The following is a 21,406-nucleotide window of genomic DNA, read 5'->3' as shown; positions in this document are numbered from 1 at the left end:
CCCCTAGAACCAGTCGCTCTCGCGGATCCTCCGCATGGCGTCGCGCTTCGTCTCGGGCTCCAGGCCCATGACGTACAGCGTGCCGTCGAGGTGGTCGGTCTCGTGCTGCAGCGCCTGGGCCATCAGACCCTCGCCCTCCAGCTCGACCCGGTTCCCGTCGAGGTCGACGCCGACGGCGCGGGCGAACGGGTAGCGGCGGCGCGGGAAGAAGAATCCCGGCACCGACAGGCAGCCCTCGTCGACGAGCTCGGGCTCGCCTCGGAGCTCGACGATCTCCGGATTGAGGAGGTAGCCGATCTCGCCGTCGACGTTGTAGCTGAACGCGCGGAGACCGACGCCGATCTGGCACGCCGCCACTCCGGCGCGGCCGGGGACGGTCACCGTGTCGATGAGGTCGTGGACGAGGCCGGGCAGCCCCGGATCGTCGAGCTTCACCGGGTCGGACGGCGAACGGAGCACGGGATCGCCGAACAGCCGGATGGGTCTTTCGCTCACTGCGGTGGTTCTCCTGGTGGTGACGGGTGAGGGAGGTGCGGTCTGCGATCGCGCCGACGGGTGCGCCGCGCGACCGCGCCGACAGGACAGCCTACGAGACGACGACGAGGAGGTCGCCCGCGTCCACCTGCTGGGTGGACGGGATGGCGAGTCTCGTCACGGTGCCCGCGACGGGCGAGGTGATCGCCGCCTCCATCTTCATGGCCTCGATCGACGCGACGGGGGCTCCCGCCTCGATCCGGTCGCCGACGGCCGCCTTCAGCGTGACCACGCCCGAGAACGGGGCGGCGATCTCGCCGGGCACGGTGCGGTCGGCCTTATCGGCCGATTTCGCCTGGACCTCGATCGAGCGGTCGCGGATGAAGACCGGGCGGAGCTGGCCGTTGATCGTCGTCATGACGGTACGCACGCCCTTCTCGTCGGCCTCGCCGATCGCCTCGAGACCGATGTAGAGGTTGACGCCCCGCGACACGGGGACCGTGTGCTCGATCCCCTGCTGAAGCCCGTAGAGGTAGTCGGGGGTCGACACGACCGAGAGGTCGCCGTAGGTGTCGACGACCTGGCGGTACTGCTTCGTCGGCCCGGCGAAGAGAAGCCGGTTCAGCAGCTCCTGCCGCGCACGACCGGGCACGGCGAGGGCTTCGAGGTCGGCAGGATCCACGGGCTCGACGCCCACCTTGACGTCGCGACCCGCGAGCACCTTCGTGCGGAACGGCTCCGGCCAGCCCCCCGGCAGGTCGCCGAGCTCCCCGGCCATGAACCCGATGACGGAGTCGGGGATGTCGAAGCGCTCGGGGTGCTCCTCGAACTCCGCGGGGTCGGCGCCGGCGGCGGCGAGCTGCAGCGCGAGGTCGCCGACGACCTTCGACGACGGCGTGACCTTCGTCGGCCGACCGAGGATCCGGTTCGCCTCCGCGTACCAGTCCTCGACCTTCTCGAACTGGTCGCCGAGGCCGAGTGCGATCGCCTGCTGGCGGAGGTTCGAGAGCTGCCCGCCGGGGATCTCGTGCTTGTAGACGCGACCCGTCGGGCCCGGCAGACCGGATTCGAACGGTCGGTAGACCCGCCGGACGGCCTCCCAGTACGGCTCGAGGTCGGACACGGCCAGGAGCGAGAGCCCCGTGTCGCGCTCCGTGTGCGCGAGCGCCGCCACGAGGGCCGAGGCGGACGGCTGCGAGGTCGTCCCCGCCATCGGAGCGCTCGCGACGTCGACGGCGTCGGCGCCGGCGCGGGCGGCCGCGAGGAGCGTGGCGAGCTGCCCACCGGCCGTGTCGTGCGTGTGGACGTGGACGGGCAGGTCGAACCGCTGCCGCAGGGCGCCGACGAGCTTCTCGGCGGCTCCGGCGCGCAGGAGCCCCGCCATGTCCTTGATCGCGATGACGTGCGCCCCGGCCTCGACGATCTGCTCGGCGAGCCTCAGGTAGTAGTCGAGGGTGTAGAGCGTCTCGTCGGGGTCGAGGAGGTCGGCCGTGTAGCAGAGGGCCACCTCGGCCACCGTCGTCTCCGTCTCGAGGACCGCGTCGATGGCCGGGCGCATCTGCGACACGTCGTTGAGCGCGTCGAAGATGCGGAAGATGTCGACCCCCGTGTCGGCGGCCTCCTTGACGAACGCGCTGGTCACCTCGGTCGGGTACGGCGTGTAGCCGACGGTGTTGCGGCCGCGGAGCAGCATCTGGATCGCCACGTTCGGCAGCGCCTCGCGGAGCGACGCCAGCCGCTGCCAGGGGTCCTCGCCGAGGAAGCGCAGGGCCACGTCGTAGGTGGCGCCGCCCCAGGCCTCGACGCTCAGGAGCTCGGGGGTGAGCCGCGCCACGTGGGGCGCGACGGCGAGGAGGTCCTTCGACCGCACGCGCGTGGCCAGGAGCGACTGGTGCGCGTCGCGCATGGTCGTCTCGGTGACGGCCAGAGCGGTCTGGGCGCGGAGGGCCTGGGCGAAGCGGACGGGACCCAGCTCGAGGAGGCGCTGCCGGGATCCTGCGGGCGGAGCCTTCTCGAGGTCGACCGCAGGAAGCTTGAGCGCCGGGTCGATGGCGCCCTCGCCGCGGCCGTTCGGCTGGTTGACGGTGACGTCGGCGAGCCAGGTCAGGATCTTCGTGCCGCGGTCTTTCGACACGTGCCCCTCGAAGAGCGACGGGCGCTCCTCGATGAACGAGGTGCTGAGGTCGCCCGCCGCGAAGGACGGGTCGTCGAGGACGGCCTGGAGGAAGGGGATGTTCGTCGAGACGCCGCGGATCCGGAACTCGGCCAGGCCTCGCTTGGCCCGGACGACGGCTGCCGGGAAGTCGCGTCCTCGCGCCGTCATCTTGGCGAGCATCGAGTCGAAGTGCGGGCTGATCTGCGTGCCGGGGTTGACCGTGCCCCCGTCGAGGCGGATCCCCGCTCCGCCGGGCGAGCGGTACGTCGTGATGCGGCCGGTGTCGGGGCGGAATCCGGCGTTGGGATCCTCGGTGGTGATGCGGCACTGCAGGGCGGCGCCGCGGAGGTGGATCTGCTCCTGCGCAAGACCCAGCTCGCGGAGGGTCTGGCCGGAGGCGATGCGCATCTGCGACAGGACGAGGTCGACGTCCGTCACCTCCTCGGTGACGGTGTGCTCGACCTGGATGCGCGGGTTCATCTCGATGAAGACGTGCTGGCCCTTCCGCTCGCCCGCCGTGTCGAGCAGGAACTCGACCGTGCCGGCGTTCACGTAGCCGATCGACTTCGCGAAGGCGATCGCGTCGCGATACATGGCCTGCCGGATGCCCTCGTCGAGGTTCGGCGCCGGGGCGATCTCGACCACCTTCTGGTGTCGACGCTGCACGGAGCAGTCCCGCTCGAACAGGTGGACCGTCTCCCCCGTCGCGTCCGCGAGGATCTGCACCTCGATGTGCCGCGGTCGGACGACCGCCTGCTCGATGAACATCGTGGGGTCGCCGAACGCGCTGTCGGCCTCGCGCATCGCGGCCTCGAGGGCCGGACGGAGGTCGGCCGGGGTGTCGACGCGGCGCATGCCCCGACCGCCGCCTCCCGCGACCGCCTTGGCGAAGACGGGGAAGCCGATGTCGTCGGCGCCCGCGATGAGCTCCTCGATGTCGCGGCTGGCCGGCGTCGACCTGAGCACGGGGACGCCCGCCTCGATCGCCTTCTCCTTCGCCGTGACCTTGTTGCCGGCCATCTCGAGGACGTGCTGCCCGGGGCCGATGAAGGTGATGCCCGCGGCCTTCGCCGCGTGCGCGAGCTCGGGGTTCTCGGAGAGGAACCCGTAGCCCGGGTAGATGGCGTCGGCCCCGGACTCGACGGCGACCCGGACGATCTCCTGCACGTCGAGGTAGGCGCGCACGGGATGCCCGATCTCGCCGATCTGGTACGCCTCGTCGGCCTTCAGTCGGTGCAGGGAGTTGCGGTCTTCCCAGGGATAGACCGCGACCGTGCGGGCCCCCAGCTCGTACGCGGCGCGGAACGCCCGGATGGCGATTTCACCGCGGTTGGCGACGAGGATCTTCGAGAACACGTCGGGAGTGCCTTTCTGTCGACCTCTGGTCGCCGGCCGTGACACACCGCGGCACACGGTTGGCGGTCAGCTTTTAGGTGTCTCAACAGTAGTGAAGGTATCGTCTTGTTCGTGCATGTACTCAGCGTCAGCTCTCTCAAAGGCGGCGTCGGCAAGACGACCGTGACGCTCGGACTCACGTCGGCAGCCTTCGCCAAGGGTCTCCGGACCCTCGTGGTCGACCTCGACCCCCAGTCCGACGTGTCGACGGGTCTCGACATCACCGTGGCCGGCCACCTCAACGTCGCCGACGTGCTCGCCTCCCCGAAGGAGAAGACGGTCCGCGCGGCCATCGCCCCCTCCGGCTGGACGAAGGGTCGCACCGGCAAGATCGACGTCATGATCGGCAGCCCCTCCGCCATCAACTTCGACGGACCGCACCCGTCGATCCGCGACATCTGGAAGCTCGAGGAGGCCCTCGCGAACGTCGAGGCCGACTACGACCTCGTCCTGATCGACTGTGCCCCCTCGCTCAACGCCCTCACCCGCACGGCGTGGGCGGCCTCCGACCGGGTCACCGTCGTCACCGAGCCCGGTCTCTTCTCCGTGGCCGCCGCCGACCGCGCGCTGCGGGCGATCGAGGAGATCCGTCGCGGTCTCTCGCCGCGGCTCCAGCCCCTCGGCATCATCGTCAACCGGGCCCGCGTGCAGTCGCTCGAGCACCAGTTCCGCATCAAGGAGCTCCGCGACATGTTCGGGCCGCTCGTCCTCTCGCCGCAGCTGCCCGAGCGGACCTCCCTCCAGCAGGCGCAGGGAGCGGCGAAGCCCCTCCACGTCTGGCCGGGCGAGAGCGCGCAGGAGATGGCGCGCAACTTCGACCAGCTGCTCGAGCGCATCATGCGCACGGCCAAGATCGGCGACTACGCGGAGCCCGCCGTCCGCTGACGGTTCGCTCGAGGCCCGGAGGCCTCCGCGGTTCGTGAATCAGAACGGTTGCGGTGCGGATCCTGCGGTGCCCGCGTTACCCGCCGTTCCTCCCGTTCCCGCGCCGAGCGGCGTGTTCGCCTCGGAAGGCGAGCGCCGGGCGGGTGAGCCACAATCTCGGGGGGCGTGTCATCGGCAGGTTGCATGCGCGACCTCATTCAGGAGATCCACGCCGCGGCTCCCGCCGACGCCGTCTGAAGCGCCGTGTTTTCCTGAAGACGGTGCCGCGTGCGGGGTGTGCTCCTGCGGAAGCGCAGTCCCTTCCTGAAAGGGAGAGCGGCGGGCGGGCGAGGAGAAGGCCCACCGACGGTGGCTCATCGGCGGGGTCCGTGCCCGACGTCAATCAGGAGAACCGCGCCGCGGCTCTTGCTGAAGCGGCATGAAGCGCCGTGTTCTCCTGAAATGGGTCCCCACCCGCAAGGCGACTCCTGAGAAGCGACGGCACGTCCTGAGTAAGCGTCGGACGGGCAGGGCGGGACTCGCAAGCGGGGACGGGGGGCGCGGAGGCTGGGCGGGGTCGCGGTTGAGCCACGCGAGCAACACGCGCCCGTGGCGCGGCGCGCGGCGGCGTCAGCTGGCGCGCGTGCTCCTGCGGGCCGCGAGCTCGTCGGCGGGGTCGACGGCGGGCGTCGAGTCGAGTTCGACGAGGGAGTGCTCCACCTCGCGGAGGACCTTGCCGACGGCGATGCCGAAGACGCCCTGGCCGCGGGAGACGAGGTCGATGACCTCGTCGTTGGACGTGCAGAGGTAGACGGAGGCGCCGTCGCTCATGAGGGTCGTCTGGGCGAGGTCGTTGACGCCGGACTCGCGGAGCTGGTTGACGGCGGTGCGGATCTGCTGGAGGGAGATCCCGGTGTCGAGGAGGCGCTTGACGAGCTTCAGCACGAGGATGTCGCGGAAGCCGTAGAGGCGCTGCGTGCCCGAGCCCGCGGCGCCGCGGACGGTGGGCTCGACGAGGCCGGTGCGGGCCCAGTAGTCGAGCTGGCGGTAGCTGATGCCGGCGGCGCGGGCGGCGGCGGTGCCGCGGTAGCCGTGGTCGTCTTCGAGCTCGACCATCCCGTCGGTGAACAGAAGCTCTTCGCCGTAGGCAGAGGACGAGGCGCGGGGCCCGTCATCGAGGGAACCCGTGGGGGAACCTGACTCACTCATCGAATGCCTTCCAAGCGTTATTCTTCGAGACCCGCCCCGGCACGGTGTCGGAAGCGACACCGGCCTCCCAGGATGCCGTCGAAACCGGTGAAAGTTTCAACACTGGGTTGATGGTTGTACCGGGGTCAACGGTACCCACATCCCCGGGGTCTCCTCGCGACATTCGACTTCGTCGTCCGGCGTGTCGATCAGATTGCTCGACCCCTCCGGCAGTCTACGACTCGAGGCGGCCGATCTCGGAGCGAATGATGCTGCTGCGCACGATCTCGAGCTGGTCGGCGATCTCGCGGGCGAGCTCGGCCACGCGCGCGCGACCGGCCGCGTCGCGACGTCGGGCGGCAGGAGCGACGGCGCTCTCGATGAGGCCGATCTCGCGTTCCGCGGCGGCGCGGACGGCACGCAGGTGCCGCGGCTCGATGCCGGACTTCTTGAGCTCGACCAGCGCGGAGACGACCTGGACGGCCTCGTCGCCGAAGAACTCGCCCGCCGGGACGAGCGAGGTGCCGATCGCGTCGTCGAGGAGCGCCGCGCTGGCACCGGCCTCGGCGAGGAGCTCCTCGCGGTTGAGGCGCCGGGCACCCGTCAGCATCGAGGTCGGTGCCGTCCCCGTGGGGAGCGTCGACGGACGGCCGGCATCGAGGTCGTCGAGGTGCTGGCGGATGACCTTGAGCGGCAGGTAGTGGTCGCGCTGGAGCGCCAGGATGAAGCGGAGTCGCTCGACGTCGGAGGCGGAGAACTTGCGATAGCCGGATTCGGTCCGCACCGGGGTCACCAGCTGGCGCTCCTCGAGGAACCGGAGCTTCGAGTTGCTGAGGTCCGGGAACTCGGGCTTCAGACGCGCGAGCACCTGACCGATGGTCAAGAGCTCGGAGACACCCGGGGCGTGAGACGCCCGGGCGAGTGCACGAGGCACTACTTGATCGCCAGGTTGGCGAGATCGACTCGCGACGCGTAGAAGGTCAGTCGGAACTTGCCCACCTGCACCTCGGCGCCGTCGCTGAGGAGCGCTTCGTCGATGCGGACACCGTCGAAGTAGGTGCCGTTGAGGGAGCCGAGGTCTTTGACGCTGAAGGACGTGCCGTGGCGGTGGAACTCCGCGTGGCGACGGCTCACGGTGACGTCGTCGAGGAAGATGCCCGCGTCGGGGTGGCGACCGGCGAGCGTGACGTCGGCGTCGAGCAGGAAGCGGGCCCCGATGTTGGGGCCGCGACGGACCACGAGGAGAGCCGAACCGGACGGGAGGGCCGAAACGGCCTCGCGCTCGTCGGTCGACACTCCGCCCTCGAGGGCGGCGAGCTGGGCCTGGAACTCCTCGTTGAAGCTGAGGGTCGTGTCGACCTCGTGGTGGGCGCCTTCGTGGGGCGCCCCGGCGCCATTAGCCGGGGTGGCGTGCTCTGCCATCGTGGACCTCCTGTGGCCCCCAAGCGTAGCGGAATCGTTACCGGGGGTCAGCACGGATTTGTCTCTAGCTGGTTATTACCTTCTTCACCACCGGCGCTCAGACTCGTCATAGGGATTTCTCTGGCGGCGCGCCTTTCATGGACACACGTCACCGCACAGCCCCAGGAAGGCCCTCATGAACGACAGCACACACCCCCACGGCGTCTCCGGTTCTCCCGAGAACGACGGAGCGGGCGACGAGCGCACGACACCGTCGTCCCCTGCGCCCGACAGCGCTGAGGCCCGGCCCACGAGCGCCGACGACCAGCCGACCGTCCCCCAGCCGCTCTTCGACGAGGCTCCGGCCGCGAGCGGCGAGTCCGCCACGAGCGTTCCGGACGGCGAGCCGACCCGACCCGCCCCGACGGCCCACACCCTGCCTTACATCACGGGTGGCAAGCCCGTTCACCTCGTCACCAGCAACGACGACTACCAGGCGTACGACCCGTCCGGATCCGCGCACCCGGGATCCTCGGACTACGCCACGGCCGCGCAGAGCGGCTCCTCGCGGCCCGGCGAGGTCCCGCCGGCTTTCGGCGGCACCCCCCGGCGCTCGAAGCGCTGGCTGGCGATCACCGGAATCGCGGCGGCGGGCCTCCTCGTCGCCGGCGCCTCCGCCGGCGGCGCCTACGCCCTCGCGCAGTACAACACCGAGAAGGCGCTGGCCGCCGGTCAGACGCAGACGCTCCAGATCCCCGGCAGCGGTTCGGGCGGCGGCTCCTTCGGCGGCTACGGCTACGGCCAGGGCGGCACGGGGACGTTCGGCGGCGGCCAGGGCGGCAGCGGCTCGGGCGGCTCCGGCTCGGGCACGGGCACCGTCCCGACCGACGCGACCGCTGCCACCGCGGCCGAGAAGGTCGGCCTGGTCACGATCGTGTCGACCCTCAACTACGACGAGTCCTCCAAGTCGGCGGGCACCGGCATGATCATGACGAGCGACGGCGAGATCCTGACGAACAACCACGTCGTCCAGGGGTCGACCAGCATCCAGGTCACCGTCGAGTCGACCGGCAAGACCTACACCGCCGACGTGGTCGGCACCGACGCCACGAACGACGTCGCCGTGCTGAAGCTGCAGGACGCCAGCGGTCTCCAGACCGTGTCGTTCGCGAAGTCCGCGAGTGTCGCGTCCGGCGACCAGGTGCACTCCACCGGCAACGCCGAGGGCACCGGCAGCCTCGTCACCGCCAAGGGCACCGTCCTCGCGACCAAGCAGTCGATCACGGTCCAGAGCGACTCGGGGTCGGGGCAGGAGTCGCTGTCGAACCTCATCGAGATCAGCGCCGACGTCGTCTCGGGCGACTCCGGAGGTCCCCTCCGCAACGCCGACGGCAAGGTGATCGGCATCGTGACCGCCGCATCCTCGGGCACCGCCGACGTGACCGGATACGCGATCCCGATCGCAACCGCCCTCTCGATCGCCGACAAGATCACGGCGGGCGAGTCGAGTTCGACCATCGTCATCGGCCTCCCGGCCTTCCTCGGCGCGGAGATCGCGTCGACGGGCAGCGGGTCGGGCAGCGGCTCCGGTCAGGGCACGGGCACGCAGGCCACGGCCGGGGTCCCCATCGCCGGGACCGTCACGGGGAGCGCCGCCGCCAAGGCCGGCCTCGTCGCGGGCGACACCATCACGGCCGTCGGCGGCACGCCCGTCGCGGACGCCTCCGCCCTGACCGCGGCCATCCGGTCGCACCAGGTCGGCGACCGCGTGACGATCACCTACACCGACTCCTCGGGCGCCAGCCAGACGGTGACGGTCACGCTGGGATCCGGTCCCGCCGCCTGATCCGACGACGACGAACGCCGGTCGCCCGCCTCGCGGGTGGCCGGCGTTCCGTGCGTCGGGGGTACCCCGTGCTTCTCGCCCTACCCGGCTGTGCTGGACGAGCCCGGCATCCGGCGACGGAGAGCCGACGTCAGGCGCCGAGGCCGTCGAGGCTCTCGAGCAGGATGCGCGGACCGACGACCCGCGCCCCGAGCGCCTCCACGCGCGACGCGAGGCCGCGGTCGGCCGTCACCACCGTGACGAGCGGCCCGGGGCCGGAAGGGGCCCCGCCGAGCGCCCGGACGTGGTCGACGATCGCCTGGTCGCCGTCGGCCTCCGCACGACGGAGGTCGAGGCGCGACGCGAGGGGCGGCTCCTGCGCGGCCGTGGCCTTCCCCTCGACGACGAGCGTCACCTCCGGCCACCAGGTCTCGACCTCGTCGCCGGGGCGGCCGAAGTCGGAGGCGCGGACGCCCGTCTCGGCGAGACGGCCGAGCGACGAGGCCAGCCGGTCGGTGGCTCCGGCGCGATCGCGCCACCAGCCGTCCGGCCTCGATCCGACGACGTTCGCGGCGTCGACGACGAGGTGGAGGGGCTCCCGGAGGGTCCGGCCGAGCCGCGGCCAGGTCGCGGCGAACCCGGGGTGGAGCGGCAGCGAGTCGACCTCGTGCCAGGGCACCCAGGTGAGGGCCTCGCTCTCGCCGTCGGAGATGACCGGCTCGAAAGCGCGGGTCGCCCGGGCGACGACGGTCGTGTAGGTCCACACGTCGAGGTCGACCACGCTCGTGAAGACGAGTCGGAGCGCCTCCGGCGGGACGGCCGCCTCCTCGGCGCTCTCGCGCAGGGCTCCGTCGACGGCGGACTCGTCGAACTGCCGGGCACCCCCGGGGATGCCCCAGGTGCCGCCGAAGTGGCTCCACTCGACCCGGTGCTGCAGGAGGACGCGGTCGCGTTCGTCGACGACGAGGAGGCCGGCGGCTCCCGCCCGCCCCCAGAACTTCCGGCCGTCGGGCGCGACGACCCAGCCGTCGGCGGGTCCGTGGATGGTCACGGGATCGAGCTTGCCACGTTCGGGGCGCCGACGACGCCGTGTGTCACCGGCCGAGGAGGGGTGCGACGACGAGGTAGAAGGTGAACTGGGCGGCGGCGAAGAGCGACAGCCCCAGCCCCCAGCGCGCCAGGGAGCGCCCGCCGGGCAGGACGCCGCGAGCGCGGAGCGCTCTCGCCCGCCGGAGCCCGAGGAGCGAGAGCGCGAGGCCGGCGGCGCAGGTGAGGTAGACGGGGTTGAGGAGCACGGCGACGATGCCCACGGCGAGGGCGGCGACGGCCCAGCGGTTCTGGTCGGCGCGGGCGAGCGGGGGCCGGCGCGGCGCGGAGAGGCCGGGGTCGTCCCGGTGCGGCTGGGACCCGGCGGCCCTGGCCATGCTCGCGCGGAGCCGCTCGGCGCGGAGCGACATCGACGTGACCGGCCGCGCGGGGCGCTGGTCGTCGTCGCTCACGCGCGGGGCTCCTGCTTCACCCCTCGAGGATACCGGCCTCGTGGACGCCGGCTGCCGCGTGGGGGTAGTCGGCGCTGCGGCCCTGGAAGGTCAGGATCGCGTCGTTGCGGACCCGGCCGGACTCGATCTCGACCGCGCGGTCGATCGTCTCCGAGGCGCTCCACGAGGACGGCCCCTCCATCACGGTGCGGAGGAAGGGCATCAGCGCCTCGCTGATCTCCCAGGAGGTCGAGTTCCAGAGCAGCGACGGGCTGTGGTCGACCGCGTAGTAGTTCGTCGTCTCGCCGACGGTGAACATCGGGTCGGCGAACGTCGTCGCTCGGGCCCAGGAGAAGCCCATCCCCTCGTCGATGGACACGTCGACGATGAGGCTTCCGGGTCGGAACGCCCCGAGGTCCTCGGTGCGGAGGTAGGTGAGGGGGGCGTTCGGATCCTGCAGGGTGCAGTTGACGACGATGTCGTTCTGGGCGAGGTACGGGGCGAGCGGCACCGGGCCGTCCTCCGCGTGGACCGTGCTCGCGAAGGGCGCGGCGGGGTCGTGCTCGAACGTGATGATGTCGACCGACGGGATCGGGGATCCGACCGCGGCGATCCCCCGGTTGGTGAGCACCCGGACGTCGTGGACGCCGTGCGCGTTGAGGGCTGTCACCGCGCCGCGCGCCGTCGCCCCGAAGCCGATCACGACGGCGCTGAGGCGGCGGCCGTAATCACCCGTCGACCCGCAGAGCTGGAGGGCGTGCAGGACGGAGCAGTAGCCGGCGAGCTCGTTGTTCTTGTGGAAGACGTGCAGCCCGAAGCCGCCGTCGGCCTGCCAGTGGTTCATTGCCTCCCAGGCGATCAGGGTGAGCCTCTTGTCGATGGCGAGCTGGGTGATCGCGCGGTCCTGCACGCAGTGCGGCCAGCCCCAGAGCGTCTGTCCGTCGCGGAGATCCTCGAGGTCGGAGGCCTGCGGCTTGGGCAGGAGCACGACGTCCGCGCGCGCGATGATCTCGTCGCGGTCCGCCATCACCCCGACCAGCGGCTCCAGCTCGTCGTCGCCGATGCCGAAGCGGGTGCCGTAGCCGCGCTCGAGGATCATCTTCGCCCGGAGGTCGGCGTCGATCCGTTCGAAGTGCGCGGGATGGATCGGGACGCGCCTCTCGTCCACCTTGCGGGACGTGGCGAGGACTCCGAGGAGCAGCAGCGCGGGCGTCGTTTCGGTTTCGCTCATACTGGACTCTAGGCGGCGAGCGCGCGGTGCGATCACCGGTCGGCCGGATCCCACCCGGATCCCGCCCGCACCGCCCGTCCCGACCGGAAGTGAGCACGCGGTGAAGCTGTCCCAGCGAGCGCGGAACGTGGAGCCGTTCCACGCCATGGCATTCGGCCAGCAGGCCGCCGACCTCGAGGCCGAGGGGCACGACGTCGTCAAGCTCAGCATCGGCGAGCCCGACTTCGGTGCGCCACCCGCGGTCCGGGCGGCGATGCGCGAGGTGATGGACGGGCGGCCCCTGCCCTACACCTCGGCTCTCGGCCTGCCCGCGCTCCGTCGGGCGATCTCCGGGTTCTACCGGGACCGGCACGGCGTCGAGGTCGACCCGGCGCGCATCGTCATCACGTCGGGGGCATCGGCCGCGCTCCTGCTCGTGCTGTCGGCGACCGTCGACCCGGGGAGCGAGGTGATCCTGGCCGATCCCTCGTACCCGTGCAACCGCCAGCTCGTGGAGACCTTCGGGGGCAGGATCCGCGCGGTCGCGTCGTCGCCGGAGACCCGCTACCAGCTCGACCTGCGGGGTATGCGGGAGGCCGTCACCGACGCCACCACCGCGGTCATGATCGCGACCCCGTCGAACCCCACCGGCACGTCGATCCCCTTCGCCGAGCTGGAGGCCGTGTGCGCCGAGGCCCGGTCGCTCGGGCTGTGGCGGATCGTCGACGAGATCTACCTCGACCTGGGCGACCACGCTCCCGACGGGACCCCCCAGCGCTCGGTGCTCGGCGTCGACCCGGACGCCATCGTGATCAACAGCTTCTCGAAGTACTTCGGCATGACCGGGTGGCGGTTGGGCTGGTGCATCCTGCCCGAGGCTCTCCTGCCCGCCGTCGAGAAGCTCGCGACGAACTACTTCCTCTGCGCCTCCTCCCCCGCGCAGCAGGCGGCGCTGGCGTGCTTCACGCCGGAGTCGCTCGCGCTCTCCGAGGAGCGTCGTCTCGAACTGCTCGCCCGGCGGGCGCTCGTCCTCGACGGCCTCTCGCGCATCGGGCTGCCGGTTCCGGTCGTCCCCGACGGCGCGTTCTACGTCTACTTCGACGTCACCGGCACCGGGATCTCGTCGTGGGAGTTCTGCGAGCGCGCGCTCCACGAGGCGCACGTGGCGCTCACGCCGGGGCGCGACTTCGGCTTCTCGACGGCCGACTCGCACGTGAGGCTCTCCTACGCCGCCTCGCGCGAGACGCTCGCGGAGGGGCTGCGTCGGCTCGGTGTCTTCGTCGCGGGCCTCGGGGCGGCCCGGGCCGACGTCGCCGACGGTCAGCGGGCCGCCGAGGGTCAGCGGGCCGCCGAGGGTCAGCGGGTCGCCGACGGTCCGCGGTCGCGGCGGTAGCGCAGTTCGAGGACTCCCGGACCGGTGGCGTCGCTGGAGACGCGCAGGAGTCGGTAGTCGTCGGGAACGTCATCGAAGAGGACCGTGCCCTCGTTCGTGACGTAGGGGTGGAGCCCGATGGCGAACTCGTCGATGAGGTCGAGCCTCATGAGGGAGCGCCAGAGGCGGACGCCGCCCCACACGACGACGTGGCCGTCGCCGCCGTCGCGGATCCGCTCGACCTCCTCCGACGTGCCGCCGGACACGATCATCGTGTTCTCCCAGTCCGCCCTGTCGAGGGTCGTCGAGAAGACGATCTTCGGGGCCGCGTTCATGATCGCCGACCACGGGTGGTCCGTCGCCTGCGGCAGGTTCGCGGCCATCCCCTCGTACGCGCTCCTGCCCATGAGGTGGGCGTCCGCGGTGCGGAGGAAGTCGAGCGACGCGTCGTCGTGGTCGGGTCCGCCGTGCCGGTCGAGGAGCTCGAAGCAGAACCGGTAGAAGTCGGTGCCCTCGTCGGCGAGGAGGCCGTTGAGGGAGTAGTTGAAGACGAGCGCGACGAGCGTCCGCACGACGATGCCGCTCAGAGAGCCAGGACGGAGAGGATGTTGCCCGCGGGGTCGCGGAACCAGGCGATGTCGGGGCCGCGATCGACCGAGCGACCGCGGACGATGCCCCGCTCGTCGGCGTAGCCGCCGAAGTCCTCGATGGCGACGCCTGCTTCGGCGAGTTCGTCGACCGCCGCGTCGATGTCGTCCACGACGAAGTTGAGCACGGTGTGGGCCGCGGGGACGTGGTCCTCCTTGGGGTAGATCAGCACCGTCGCCCCGCCGGGGAGCACGATGTCGGCGTTGCCCATCATCCCGTCCGTGACGGTCAGGCCGAGGCGGTCGCGGTAGAACCGCTTCGCCTCCTCGACGTCTTTCACGGCGAATCCGCTGAATGCGTGTCGGGTGGTGATCATGATCCCGTCTCCTTCGATCGGTGCACCCATATTGCCTCTCGCTGACGGGAATGCAAGCATGTCCAGAATGTCTTCCCTCTCCTCGACCGCAGGATGCCCGTGACCGACGTCGGCGTCTCCCTCCCGGCCGCACTCCTCCGCACAGCCGCCGAGGCCTGCGTGGGGGGTCCGCTGTCGACCTGGGTTCTCGTCACGGTGCAGGGCGAGAGGGCCCGCTCGGAGTCCTGGCTCGACGACCGGCGGGAGCGGCTCCGCGTCGATCTCTGGTCGGAGGGGACCCCCGAGGAGGACATCCTCGCGATCGACGAGGCGCTGGCCTCGCCGTTCGAGGTGGCGGGACGGGTGAGCCGGTACGTGCTCGCGTCGGGCGGCCGCATCCTGCTGTCCGAGCTCCTCCTGGGGCCCCTCCAAGGCGGCGAGGTCACCGGGCACGGCTTCGTCCCCGACCTGTCACCGCTGATCCGTCACCTCGGCCACCGGCTGCCCGCCGACCACGACCTGGAGTTCGCGGACACCGGGGTGGAGGCCGCCGTCGGCGCGCTCCGCTCGCAGCGCGCCGAAGCCGTCGTCCTCGATGCGGACTCCCTCGAGGGTCGCACGCTCGTCGCCCTCGGCGGGGCGCCGTGGGTGGCGCTCCCCGCGCGGGCGGACGCGGGGCCGGAACCGAGCGGGGCGACGGTGATCGCTGCGGCGCCGGCCACGAGCGCGCTCGTCCGCGCGGCCCTCCTCACCGGGACGGACGTCGTCTTCGCCGGGTTCGGAGCGCTCCCCGACGGCATCCCCGCGGCGGTCGTCGGGCGCTGACGGGCACCTCTCCTCGAGGGGACACGCCGTCCTCCTCAGCGCCCGATGATTGACTGGTGTATAAATGCCTCATGTATTTACACCTCATACGACGGGCACGCCTCGCGCGAGGACTCGGCGCGATCGCCGCTGTCGGCGCACTCGTCGGCTGCGCCTCCACCGTCGATCCCAGCGAGGCGACGACCGGCACCGCCGTCGCGCGGACCGCCACGGGTACACCGACGGCGAGCCCCACCCCGTCCACGTCCCCCGCCGCGACCACGCCGTCCATCGTTCTGGGCCCGGGCCACCTCACGATCACCGGGCCGGATTCCACGCGGACTCCCGGCGGTGACGCCGCCCGCAGCGTGGCCGAACTGACCGAGCTCCTGGGGGCACCGACCGTGACGACGACCGGTCAGGATCACTGCGTGACGCCCGGCACAGCCTACGACTGGGACGGGGCGCTGACCGTGTTCGCACCCGAGGGCGGGGCTCCCCTCGAGACGCGCCTCGGGGCTCCTGCGGTCGCCTCGGCTGACGGCGCGTCCGTCGAACTCGAGGGCCCCGAGGGCGTCCAGGTGGGCGACGACGCCGGAGCCCTCCTCGCAGCGCTGCCCGACTCGCTGACGGAGAGCCACGAGGTCGGGGGCGAGACGGTGACGACGGCTCTGATCGGCCCCGCCGAGGCGACGGCCGGCGAGACCCCGGGGAGGCGCGGAGTCGCCGCAGTCCTCCGCGGCACGACGGTCACCGCGATCGCCTGGCCGGTGATCGTCCACGGTGCGGGCGACTGCTGATCGTGACGAACCAGCCGTCCCGGAACCTGTTCCTCGCCCACGACGAGGAGTTCCTCGAGGCGACCTCCCACCTCTCCCGCCGGACCCTCCTCGTCCTGGCCGCGGCAGGCGCGGCGACGCTCGCGGCCCTCGCCGACGGAGCCCTCGTCGCGCCGGTGGCCCGGGCCGCCGGCTGGGGCGGGCACGCGAACGGCAGGATTCCCGCCTCGGCGCTCTCGCCCGTGCCGGCCCGCCTCGGTCCCCGGCTGCGGTCCGACGCCGCCGTCGCCTACCTCGACCTCTCGACCGCCTTCCACCAGCGCTTCGGATCGAGCCTCAGCATCAGCGAGGGGTATCGGGACTTCGCGCGACAGCAGTACCTCTATGAGGGCTGGACGAACCACCGGCCGGGCTTCGCCCTCGCGGCACCGCCGGGCACCTCCGTGCACGGGTGGGCTCTCGCCTGCGACTTCGGATCCGGGGTCGAACGCTACGGATCGCCCCAGAAGATCTGGATGGACGCCAACGCACCTCGCTTCGGCTGGTCTCCCCGAGGGAACACCTTCGCGTGGCGCGAAGCGTGGCACTTCGAATTCACCGGCTCCTACTCACCACCCCCCACACTCCCGGAGGACGACATGCCCTATTCCGAAGCCCAGCTCAAGCTGATCATCCGCGACGCGATGATCGGGATCCTGCGCGCCCCCGAGTTCAACGCGGACGCCCTGGCGACGCGAGTCTGGTCGTACAAAACCGCGGACATGCCCGGCCGGGCGTGGGAGGCTCTCCGGGACACCCGCCAGATCGCCCGGCGCGCCGAGATCGAGGCCCAGAAGGCGAACGCGCAGCTCGCGAAGATCTCGGCGGCGTTGAAGGTCCCGCAGGTCTGACCCGATGGCGGATGCCGCTCCCACGGCGGGTCCGTGCGTCAGACGAAGCGGACGGCCTGCTGGAGGCGGTCTCGCACCTCGAAGACGTCGATGGTGCTCGTGCTCGCCCCGCCGGTCAGTCCGCCACGGAGGACGAACGGCAGCACGGAGCGCCGCACCACGAACGCCTGATTGCGCCAACCGAGACTGACGGGCGCGACGGGCTCCTCGAGCGACGAGTCGGGGACGACGATGAGCTGGGCCGTGAACGGCACCCGGCTGGTCTTCTGGAAGGCGCGGGCGCTCCGGGCGAGACGCTTCGCCGGCTGCTCGTCGTGGCCGACGGTCTCCCCCTCGATCTCGCCCTTGACGAGCCGGATCGGGGCGCCCCAGTCTTCGGAGTTGACGGCGTAGAGCCCGGTCGGCCCCAGGACGATGTGGTCGAGCTCGGGTTCGCGGCCGGCCGCGACGTTGCTCCAGATCGTGTAGCCGATGCCGAGTTCGACGACGGCGGTCGCCGTCGACTCCTCCGCGATCGCCTTGGCCAGGGTCCGGCGGATCTCGGGCGGCGCCGAGCGCACGAGGACGGGATCGTAGGGGTCGTCGAGGTCCTCCCCGCGGCCCACCCACTCGCGCATCAGGTCGAGGAAGAGCACCCGCTCCTGCCCGCCCGGGTGCCCGAAGGCGCGTGCGCGCGGTTTCGTCTCGGGCCGACGGCGAGGAGCGGCGGGAGCCCAGGTGCGTCCCGTCGAGTCGGAGGAGCCGGGCGCGGTCCCGCTCCGGCTCGCGGAGTCGTAGCGGGCGCGGTCCTCCGGCGTGCCGATTCGCTCCCAGGCCAGCTGCACTCGTCGGAACTTCTCGGGGCTCCCGCCGAGGTCGGGGTGCGTGACGCGGGCCAGTCGGCGGTAGGCCCTGCGGAGGTCGTCCTGGCTGGCGGCAGGGCTGACGCCCAGCACCTCGTAGGGCGTGGCGGCGGCCGGACTCTCGCTCATCTGTCGGACGAGACTACCGGGAGGGGGCTGAGAACACGGCCGAGGCCCGCTCGGAACTCGCCGGACGCCTCCGCCCGATACGCTCGACGGGTGGCAGACGACGACAGCATCCTCACCGATCTCACTCCCCCGGCGAAGCGCAACGTGAAGGCCCTGACCGCGGCCCTCGCCGACCTCCAGCCGGGCGACGCGGTCGCGGCCACGTTCGCGACCGAGCGCTACGGGATCTTCGTCGTGCGAGGCGAGGTCACCGCGTCGACGATCCTCGGCTCCTTCGCCCTCGGCAGCCACCCTCTCGAAGCGAACAAGAAGCCGGCCCAGACGCTGCGACTCCTGCGGACCTTCCACTCGGCGGAACGCGCGTCCGCCGAGGCGTCCGAGACCGCTGCGACCTCGGGCTCCCGATCCGCGACCATCGCCCACGGCGACCTCGTCCGCGCCACGGTGTCGGAGCCCGCCTACGGCGTCTTCGACGTCGCCGGAGTCGCGGTGCACTCCGCCGTCGACGACAGCGTCCTCGTCGGCTCGTGGATCGTCGCGACGAAAGGCGTCCTGGCGGAGCGCGTCCGCGCCGTCGAGGTCCTCGAGGCCGCGGGGTCGCACGAGATCGCGGTGCCGAAGGAGATCACGACGTGGGGCAGCGAGGCCCTGGCCGAGGTCTGACCCTCGGTCGACCGGCCCGGGCTAGCGCGGCACGGAGGCCCTGGCAGCACGGCGACGACGTCGCTCGCGCAGCCAGGCGAGCCCGGCGCGGACCTGCCGCTGCACCCACTGGTTGAGCCGGTGCGCCGCGGGGAACTCCGTGCCGAGGATGGCGAGCCCCAGGAACACCACGAGCCAGCCCGGCCCCGGGAGCGGGATCAGGATCACGCCCGCGATCACGACGGCGACGCCGACGATCCCGACGACCACCTTGTAGGCGACGCGGAGCTTCGGGTAGGCGTTGAGACGGGCCCGCAGGAGCCGCGCGCGCTTGGCGAACCGCGAGGTGCGGAAGCGATGCTGATGCCGCCGCACCTCGGCGTCGTGGAGAGTCTCGTCGGCGGCCGGCATGCGTCGATGGTAGCGACGCGGCATGGGAGCCCACGGCGCGCTCCGTGGCAGCTTCCTGAATGCGATGGACGCGGACGCTGGGAGAGGTCTAAGCAGGGAGCATGGACTATACGCATTTGGGACGCACGGGGTTGTCCGTCTCCCGGGCCATTCTCGGCACGATGAACTTCGGCCCGCAGACGAGCGAAGACGACTCGCACGCGATCATGGACAGGGCTCACGAATCCGGCATCAACTTCTTCGACACCGCCAACGTCTACGGCTGGGAGAAGGGCGAGGGCATCACCGAGCAGATCATCGGACGGTGGTTCGCCAAGGGGGGCGGGCGCCGCGAGAAGACCGTCCTCGCGACGAAGCTCTACGGCGACATGGGCGACTGGCCCAACGAGGGCAAGCTCTCCGCCCTCAACATCCGTCGCGCTCTCGACGCCAGCCTGAAGCGCCTGCAGACCGACCACATCGACCTCTACCAGTTCCACCACATCGACCGCGAGACCCCCTGGGACGAGATCTGGCAGGCCATCGAGGTCGCCGTCGCGCAGGGCAAGATCCTCTACGCCGGATCGAGCAACTTCGCCGGCTGGCACATCGCCCAGGCGCAGGAGGCGGCCAAGGCCCGCCACTTCACCGGGCTCGTCAGCGAGCAGTCGATCTACAACCTCATCAAGCGCGAGGTCGAGCTCGAGGTGATCCCCGCCGCGCAGCAGTACGGCCTCGGCGTTATCCCGTGGTCGCCGCTCAACGGCGGTCTCCTCGGCGGGATCATCGGCAAGGAGCAGGAGGGCAAGCGCCGCCTCGAGGGCCGCTCCAAGGAGTACGTCGACGAGCACCGCGAGCAGCTGGAGTCGTACGAGAACCTCGCGCGCGACCTCGGTCACGCCCCCGGCGAACTCGCCCTGGCGTGGCTCCTGCACCAGCCGGGCGTCACCGGGCCGATCACCGGTCCGCGCACGATGGAGCAGCTCGACTCGGCCGTGGCCGCTGTCGACATCCGACTCGACCGGGACGCCCTCGACAAGCTCGACGCGATCTTCCCCGGCCACAAGCCGGCGCCCGAGGACTACGCGTGGTGAGCCCGCGGATCCTGCAGCCCCTCGACCCGACCCGACAGAAAGCACGGACCGCATGAAGACACGCACCATCGGAGACGTCACCGTCAGCGCGATCGGCCTGGGCGCCATGCCCATGTCGATCGAGGGCCGACCGGACCGCAAGCGCTCCATCGCCACCATCCACGCCGCCCTCGAGGCCGGCGTCACGCTCATCGACACGGCGGACGCCTACAGCCTCGCCGGGAAGCCCGACGACGAGGGCCACAACGAGACGCTCGTCGCCGAGGCGCTGAAGGCGTGGCACGGCAGCACCGACGACGTGCTCGTCGCCACCAAGGGCGGACACACCCGCGTGCACAACACGTCGGGTGGCTGGGACCAGGACGGCCGACCGGAGCACCTCAAGGAGGCCGCGAAGGCCTCGGCGAAGCGCCTCGGGGTCGAGACCATCGGGCTCTACCAGTTCCACCGGCCCGACCCGAACGTGCCCTACGCCGACTCCATCGGAGCGCTCGTCGAGCTCCTCGACGAGGGCGTCATCCGCATGGCCGGCATCTCGAACGCCGACGTCGACCAGATCCGCGAGGCCGACGACGTGCTCTCCGGGCGCCTCGTGTCGGTGCAGAACCAGTTCTCGCCGGCGTTCCTGTCGTCGACGAAGGAGCTCGAGCTCTGCGACGAGATGAGCATCGCGTTCCTGCCCTGGAGCCCCCTCGGCGGCATCACGAACGCGGCCGACCTCGGTGCCAACCACGCCGTCTTCGCCGAGATCGCGAACGCCCGCCGGGTCTCGCCCCAGGTGCTCTGCCTCGCCTGGGAGCTGTCGAAGTCGTCGACCGTCATCCCGATCCCGGGAGCGTCGCGCCCGCAGTCGATCATGGACTCCGCGACGGCGGCGACGCTCAAGCTGAGCGACGACGAGATCGCGCGACTCGCGACGGCGACCGCCGAGTAGTCGCTCGGGCTCGCGCCCTCAGGCGCCGGGGAGCGGATAGCGCCACGACGAGCGCTCCGCCCCCGGCGCCTCGGCCCACGTCACCGTGATGGTCGAATCCGTCGTCACCGGAAGGACGGTCGCCCGGAACGCCACGAAGGCGCCGGGGGCGAGATCCGGGTGGCCGGCGATTCCCGACGGGCCCTCCAGCGACGGGGCACCGCCGACCCAGACGTCGCGGGCCGTCGTCGATCCCGTGTTGGTGAGCCGGTAGCCGGCACCGCCGGTGGCTTCGAGCCGCCACGACACCCCGACCGCCTCCGCCCGCGCTTCGAAGCCCGCGCCGGTGGGTCGGCGCGCTGCGATCGCCTCGAGCGCTCCTGCGATCCGTGCCAGATCGTCGATCGTGAGCGCCGCCGACGCCGCGGCCCTCTGCGCGGCGGCCTGTGCGGCGCGATTGGACTCCTCCGCCTGCCGTGCCGCCTCGGCGGACGCCTCGCGCTGGAGCTTCTGGCCCCGTCGCGAGAACTCGAACGACACGGCGAGACCGGCAAGGGCGATGAGCGTCGCGACGATCTGGACGGTGTTGGCGAAGGCGTCTCCGGTCATGCACCGAGC

The 21,406-nt window shown here is 71.5% G+C and carries 22 protein-coding genes; 9 read left to right on the top strand and 13 right to left on the bottom strand.

Annotated features, from left to right (window positions below; translation table 11 throughout):
* Positions 1-3: 3 nt before the first annotated feature.
* Together AS850_RS06455 and AS850_RS06450 are read right to left on the bottom strand one after the other, a co-directional pair.
* Entirely contained in the window at positions 4-495 is a 492-nt protein-coding gene (locus AS850_RS06455) for a peptide deformylase (protein ID WP_119868367.1), read from the bottom strand.
* Between the two features lie 91 nt (positions 496-586).
* Positions 587-3,985, bottom strand: a complete 3,399-nt coding sequence (locus AS850_RS06450) for a pyruvate carboxylase (protein ID WP_119868366.1) — start codon at positions 3,983-3,985, stop codon at positions 587-589.
* Positions 3,986-4,096: 111 nt separating this feature from the next.
* Here AS850_RS06450 and AS850_RS06445 point away from each other — a divergent pair, with 111 nt between their 5' ends.
* Complete coding sequence (locus AS850_RS06445) at positions 4,097-4,909, top strand: ParA family protein (protein WP_119870177.1); 813 nt, start codon at positions 4,097-4,099, stop codon at positions 4,907-4,909.
* A gap of 609 nt (positions 4,910-5,518) precedes the next feature.
* Here AS850_RS06445 and AS850_RS06440 read toward each other — a convergent pair.
* From AS850_RS06440 to AS850_RS06430, 3 genes are all read right to left on the bottom strand, one after another.
* Positions 5,519-6,004: a MerR family transcriptional regulator gene (locus AS850_RS06440; RefSeq protein WP_236940895.1), complete on the bottom strand. Its 486-nt coding sequence runs from the start codon at positions 6,002-6,004 to the stop codon at positions 5,519-5,521.
* Between the two features lie 307 nt (positions 6,005-6,311).
* Positions 6,312-7,010, bottom strand: coding sequence for a transcriptional regulator FtsR (gene ftsR, locus AS850_RS06435; RefSeq protein ID WP_119868364.1), 699 nt, complete (start codon positions 7,008-7,010; stop codon positions 6,312-6,314).
* Positions 7,010-7,498 (bottom strand): FHA domain-containing protein, encoded by a 489-nt coding sequence (locus AS850_RS06430; protein WP_119868363.1) that lies wholly within the window; start codon positions 7,496-7,498, stop codon positions 7,010-7,012. The genes ftsR and AS850_RS06430 overlap by 1 nt, the downstream gene beginning before the upstream one ends.
* Positions 7,499-7,673: 175 nt before the next feature.
* On the opposite strand from AS850_RS06430, the gene AS850_RS16930 reads away from it, so the two are divergent.
* Positions 7,674-9,323: a S1C family serine protease gene (locus AS850_RS16930; RefSeq protein ID WP_173795181.1), complete on the top strand. Its 1,650-nt coding sequence runs from the start codon at positions 7,674-7,676 to the stop codon at positions 9,321-9,323.
* Positions 9,324-9,453: 130 nt separating this feature from the next.
* Here the strand turns inward: AS850_RS16930 and AS850_RS06420 are convergent, their stop codons facing one another.
* The 3 genes from AS850_RS06420 to AS850_RS06410 are packed head-to-tail and all read right to left on the bottom strand — an operon-like array spanning position 9,454 to position 12,011.
* The gene (locus AS850_RS06420) at positions 9,454-10,353 is read right to left on the bottom strand and encodes an NUDIX domain-containing protein (RefSeq protein WP_119868361.1); all 900 of its coding nucleotides are present in this window, start codon (positions 10,351-10,353) and stop codon (positions 9,454-9,456) included.
* A 43-nt stretch (positions 10,354-10,396) separates the two neighbouring features.
* Positions 10,397-10,801 (bottom strand): hypothetical protein, encoded by a 405-nt coding sequence (locus AS850_RS06415; RefSeq protein WP_119868360.1) that lies wholly within the window; start codon positions 10,799-10,801, stop codon positions 10,397-10,399.
* A 16-nt stretch (positions 10,802-10,817) separates the two neighbouring features.
* On the bottom strand, positions 10,818-12,011 hold the full coding sequence (locus AS850_RS06410; RefSeq protein WP_119868359.1) for a N(5)-(carboxyethyl)ornithine synthase: 1,194 nt from the start codon (positions 12,009-12,011) through the stop codon (positions 10,818-10,820).
* Between the two features lie 100 nt (positions 12,012-12,111).
* Between AS850_RS06410 and AS850_RS06405 the strand changes: the two genes are divergently transcribed.
* Positions 12,112-13,383 (top strand): aminotransferase class I/II-fold pyridoxal phosphate-dependent enzyme, encoded by a 1,272-nt coding sequence (locus tag AS850_RS06405; protein WP_173795180.1) that lies wholly within the window; start codon positions 12,112-12,114, stop codon positions 13,381-13,383.
* On the opposite strand, the gene AS850_RS06400 is transcribed toward AS850_RS06405, so the two are convergent.
* On the bottom strand, positions 13,347-13,934 hold the full coding sequence (locus tag AS850_RS06400; RefSeq protein WP_119868358.1) for a dihydrofolate reductase family protein: 588 nt from the start codon (positions 13,932-13,934) through the stop codon (positions 13,347-13,349). The genes AS850_RS06405 and AS850_RS06400 overlap by 37 nt on opposite strands.
* Before the next feature lie 11 nt (positions 13,935-13,945).
* Entirely contained in the window at positions 13,946-14,326 is a 381-nt protein-coding gene (locus AS850_RS06395) for a VOC family protein (protein WP_119870175.1), read from the bottom strand.
* Positions 14,327-14,425: 99 nt separating this feature from the next.
* On the opposite strand from AS850_RS06395, the gene AS850_RS06390 reads away from it, so the two are divergent.
* From AS850_RS06390 to AS850_RS16480, 3 genes are all read left to right on the top strand, one after another.
* Positions 14,426-15,130 carry a hypothetical protein gene (locus AS850_RS06390; RefSeq protein WP_123955464.1) on the top strand — a complete coding sequence of 235 codons (705 nt, stop codon included), beginning with the start codon at positions 14,426-14,428 and terminating at the stop codon, positions 15,128-15,130.
* A 71-nt stretch (positions 15,131-15,201) separates the two neighbouring features.
* Positions 15,202-15,909, top strand: coding sequence for a hypothetical protein (locus tag AS850_RS06385; RefSeq protein WP_119868356.1), 708 nt, complete (start codon positions 15,202-15,204; stop codon positions 15,907-15,909).
* A gap of 2 nt (positions 15,910-15,911) precedes the next feature.
* Positions 15,912-16,778 (top strand): M15 family metallopeptidase, encoded by an 867-nt coding sequence (locus AS850_RS16480; protein WP_164088405.1) that lies wholly within the window; start codon positions 15,912-15,914, stop codon positions 16,776-16,778.
* Between the two features lie 38 nt (positions 16,779-16,816).
* Here the strand turns inward: AS850_RS16480 and AS850_RS06375 are convergent, their stop codons facing one another.
* The gene (locus AS850_RS06375) at positions 16,817-17,749 is read right to left on the bottom strand and encodes a DnaJ domain-containing protein (RefSeq protein WP_119868355.1); all 933 of its coding nucleotides are present in this window, start codon (positions 17,747-17,749) and stop codon (positions 16,817-16,819) included.
* 90 nt (positions 17,750-17,839) lie between these two features.
* Here AS850_RS06375 and AS850_RS06370 point away from each other — a divergent pair, with 90 nt between their 5' ends.
* Positions 17,840-18,412 (top strand): hypothetical protein, encoded by a 573-nt coding sequence (locus AS850_RS06370; RefSeq protein WP_119868354.1) that lies wholly within the window; start codon positions 17,840-17,842, stop codon positions 18,410-18,412.
* Between the two features lie 21 nt (positions 18,413-18,433).
* On the opposite strand, the gene AS850_RS06365 is transcribed toward AS850_RS06370, so the two are convergent.
* Positions 18,434-18,802: a TIGR02611 family protein gene (locus AS850_RS06365; RefSeq protein ID WP_119868353.1), complete on the bottom strand. Its 369-nt coding sequence runs from the start codon at positions 18,800-18,802 to the stop codon at positions 18,434-18,436.
* A gap of 101 nt (positions 18,803-18,903) precedes the next feature.
* Here AS850_RS06365 and AS850_RS06360 point away from each other — a divergent pair, with 101 nt between their 5' ends.
* Together AS850_RS06360 and AS850_RS06355 are read left to right on the top strand one after the other, a co-directional pair.
* Positions 18,904-19,875, top strand: coding sequence for an aldo/keto reductase (locus AS850_RS06360; RefSeq protein WP_119868352.1), 972 nt, complete (start codon positions 18,904-18,906; stop codon positions 19,873-19,875).
* Between the two features lie 52 nt (positions 19,876-19,927).
* Entirely contained in the window at positions 19,928-20,809 is an 882-nt protein-coding gene (locus AS850_RS06355; RefSeq protein WP_119868351.1) for an aldo/keto reductase, read from the top strand.
* An 18-nt stretch (positions 20,810-20,827) separates the two neighbouring features.
* Here the strand turns inward: AS850_RS06355 and AS850_RS06350 are convergent, their stop codons facing one another.
* The gene (locus AS850_RS06350) at positions 20,828-21,397 is read right to left on the bottom strand and encodes a hypothetical protein (protein WP_123955463.1); all 570 of its coding nucleotides are present in this window, start codon (positions 21,395-21,397) and stop codon (positions 20,828-20,830) included.
* Between the last annotated feature and the right edge of the window lie 9 nt (positions 21,398-21,406).

It is taken from the genome of Frondihabitans sp. 762G35 (assembly GCF_002074055.1).
Classification (GTDB): domain Bacteria; phylum Actinomycetota; class Actinomycetes; order Actinomycetales; family Microbacteriaceae; genus Frondihabitans.
The sequence above is the reverse complement of the archived record's forward strand: the minus strand, read 5'-3'. Positions and strand labels throughout refer to the sequence as shown.